The sequence below is a fragment of the Photobacterium lucens genome, assembly GCF_009873615.1.
GTDB classification, from domain to species: domain Bacteria; phylum Pseudomonadota; class Gammaproteobacteria; order Enterobacterales; family Vibrionaceae; genus Photobacterium; species Photobacterium lucens.
Genome location: NZ_SSMG01000192.1, coordinates 1 through 2,701, shown reverse-complemented (window position 1 = coordinate 2,701; position 2,701 = coordinate 1). Strand labels below are relative to the sequence as shown.

Sequence of the window (2,701 nt, the reverse complement as noted above, 5' to 3'; positions counted from 1 at the left end):
AAAATTAGCGTCAAAAAAGTATCGTCGGTGATTAAAAAATAGGGTTTCTATGAAAGCAGATCTCAAATCTATTTTCTGGATGTTTCATGTTTTGCGTTATTTCGCCAAATAAATAACAAGCGAATGTCATAAATTTGAATCGGGATGATTACCTAAAAAGAGTAATAAAAACGTTCTGTTACATCTCGCAACTTTGGAATTTTATTAGCTCCGTTATGCTTTGCTCATCGAGGGTGAGCTGAGTAAAGCCTGCCTACTTGTGAATGTAATTTAATGAGAGTAATAAAATGAAAAAAACATCTCTATTTGCATTGAGTGCAGTTGCACTGTCTTGCGCAATTAGCTTTACCGCTCACGCTGGCGATGAAATGGTTAACCCAGAAGGTGGCGTTGTTGTAGGTTACTGGCATAACTGGGCTGATGGCCAAGGTTATAAAATGGGTAACGCACCAGCAATGACACTAAAAGACATTAACCCAATGTATAACGTGGTTGATGTGTCTTTCATGAAAGTTTATGACGTTGCTGCAGGGCGTATTCCTACTTTCCATTTAGATCCAGCGACAGGTCTAACAGAGCAACAATTCATCGAGCAAATCAAACAGCTTAACGATCAAGGTCGTGCAGTGCTGCTTGCGCTAGGTGGTGCAGACGCGCACGTTGAAATGAAAAAAGGCGACGAGCAAGCTTTTGCTGATGAAATCATTCGTCTAACGGATCTATACGGTTTCGATGGTCTAGATATCGATCTTGAGCAAGCTGCCATTGATGCGGCTGATAACCAAACCGTTATTCCAGCAGCTCTACGCATGGTTAAAGATCACTACCGTGCTCAAGGTAAAAACTTCTTAATTACCATGGCACCAGAGTTTCCATACCTAACCACATCAGGTAAATACATTCCTTACATCACAGGTCTTGAAGGTTACTACGACTGGATCAACCCACAGTTTTACAACCAAGGCGGTGACGGTGTTTACGTTGAAGGCATTGGCTGGATTGCACAAAGTAAAGATGAGCTAAAAGAAGAGTTCATTTACTACATGTCAGATTCATTGATCAACGGTACTCGTGGTTTCACTAAGATCCCACACGACAAACTCGTATTTGGTATTCCAACTAACATTGATGCTGCAGCAACAGGTTACGTGCAAGATCCACAAGACTTGTTCGATGCATTCAAACGCCTTGAAGCACAATCTCAGCCACTACGTGGTGTGATGACATGGTCTATCAACTGGGATATCGGCACTAACGCTGCTGGTCAAGCGTATAACAGCAGCTTCATTAACACTTACGGCCCGTTCATTCACAGCCAAGTGCCACCTGTTGTTCTACCGGGTAAACCTGTGATCACGGGCTTAACCGATGCGCGTGTTCAACACCGTTCTAACTTTGATCCAATGGCTGGCGTAACCGCAACCGATAAAGAAGACGGCACATTAACATCAGCTATTAACGTATCAGGCTCGGTAGATACACAACGTGTAGGCGAGTACGTACTAACTTACTCTGTAACAGATTCTGACAACAACGAAACCGTATCACCACGTAAAGTCACCGTATTTAGCGCATTACCAACGTTTTCTGGTGTCGCCAATGCAGTCGTGAAAATCGGTGAAAGCTTCGATCCAATGGCTGGCGTATCGGCATCGGATGCAGAAGATGGCGATCTAACTGCAAACATTACGGTATCTGGCACAGTAAACACTGCAGTTGCTGGTCAATATGAGCTTGTTTACTCAATCACAGACAGCGCAAATCAAACAGTAACAGTGAAGCGTACCGTGGTGGTTAACGATGGCTCTATCGTGTGTACTAATCCGTGGAAAGCCGATGCAACTTATGTTGAAGGTGATGTAGTAAGCCATAACGGTAAGAACTGGCAAGCTGGCTGGTGGACACAAGGTGATGAACCAGGCACAACAGGTGAATGGGGCGTGTGGCGTGAAGCGGGCGATAGCGACTGTGGCGGCGTTGTACCACCACAACCAGAAGCGGATTTCACCGCATCGCTAGCTGGCGTAAACAGCACGTATAAGATCACTAACGGTACAGCGACACTGAACCTGAATTACACAGCGAATAAAGCAAGCTCTGTTCAGATTGATGTGATTGACGCTATGGGCTACCCAGTTAATGGTGGTAATTTCAGTGCTGATTTTACAGGTAACAGCGCCATTCAATTAGTGCTAGATAACGTAGTTGAAGGTAAACACTCACTACGCATGATTGCTCAGTCAAAAGGTGAGCAAGTGGAATCTCGTCACCACTTCACACTAGAAGAGCAAGGTACAGTTGAGCCGCCAGTTACCGATGTTCCTGCTTATGAAGCAGGTAAAGCGTACCAAGCAGGCGATCAAGTATTAGGCACAGACGGTAACGTATACCAATGTAAACTATGGCCTTACACAGGCTGGTGTGCAAGTGCTTCTTACGCACCGGGTGCAAGCCAACACTGGGCTGATGCATGGGATAAGCTATAAGCGACCATTAGCTAAATAAACGAAAGCCAGCATGTTAAGTGCTGGCTTTTTTGTTTAATTTTTATGGTTATCTCTTATTAACGGGTGCATCTTCACGGTCAAGAAGATGAATAGCGATAAATAAATATATCGATATCGTTTGAATAATAAAAATCGTAGTTTTATTTCTATTGATACAATATAAATGTGGTTAATTTATTTTTAATCTATCGAAT

1 protein-coding gene is annotated in these 2,701 nt (G+C 43.4%); it reads left to right on the top strand.

Going from position 1 to position 2,701, the window contains the following annotated elements; genetic code table 11:
* Nucleotides 1–287 precede the first annotated feature (287 nt).
* Complete coding sequence (locus tag E5A76_RS09190; protein ID WP_161118738.1) at nucleotides 288–2,486, top strand: immunoglobulin-like domain-containing protein; 2,199 nt, start codon at nucleotides 288–290, stop codon at nucleotides 2,484–2,486.
* Nucleotides 2,487–2,701: the final 215 nt, after the last annotated feature.